1 protein-coding gene is annotated in these 584 nt (G+C 66.4%); it reads right to left on the bottom strand.

Annotated elements, in window-relative coordinates; translation table 11 throughout:
* Positions 1-54 precede the first annotated feature (54 nt).
* Positions 55-531, bottom strand: coding sequence for an rRNA maturation RNase YbeY (ybeY, locus tag U9980_RS04325; protein ID WP_322749645.1), 477 nt, complete (start codon positions 529-531; stop codon positions 55-57).
* Between the last annotated feature and the right edge of the window lie 53 nt (positions 532-584).

Raw genomic sequence — 584 nt, forward strand, 5'->3', positions numbered from 1 at the left:
TCTGGCACGCCGTCTGCCGCGCCCGGACGTTGCTACGCCGCGCAATCGCCGTACTCAGTGCGTACCAGCGGTCCGGGCGACCTCCCACGATGCCAGCAGGCGGGACTGCACCGCCCACATCTCGCGCTCCTCCTCGGGCTCGGCGTGGTCGTAGCCGAGCAGGTGCAGGATCCCGTGCGTACACAGCAGATGCATCTCGTGTTCCGGTGAGTGACCCGCCTTTGCCGCCTGCTTACGGGCGACCTCCGGACACAGGACGACATCGCCGAGCAGCAGGGCCGGGTCGTCCTCACCCGCATCAGGCGCGGACGGGTCGAAGGCGTCGTCCTGGGGGAAGGCCAGCACGTCGGTCGGACCTTCCTCGCCCATGTAACGGACGTGGAGTTCCTCCATCGCGGTCAGCTCCACCAGCATTATCGACAGCTCCGCCTGTGGATTGACCTTCATGGCGTCCAACACGAACCGGGCAAGAGCGGTAAGTGCGACCTCATCAACGTCAACGCCTGACTCGTTAGCCACGAATACGGCCATCAGCCATCCATCCCCGTGCGGCGCCACTGCTCGCGGCACGTCCTCGGTTGCGC

It is taken from the genome of Protofrankia sp. Cr1, from assembly GCF_963555865.1.
In the GTDB taxonomy this organism is placed as follows: Bacteria; Actinomycetota; Actinomycetes; order Frankiales; family Frankiaceae; genus Protofrankia.

Excerpts from the sequence above, each read along its gene's own strand:
- ybeY (WP_322749645.1), bottom strand. The coding sequence starts at position 531 with ATGGCCGTATTCGTGGCTAACGAGTCAGGCGTTGACGTTGATGAGGTC.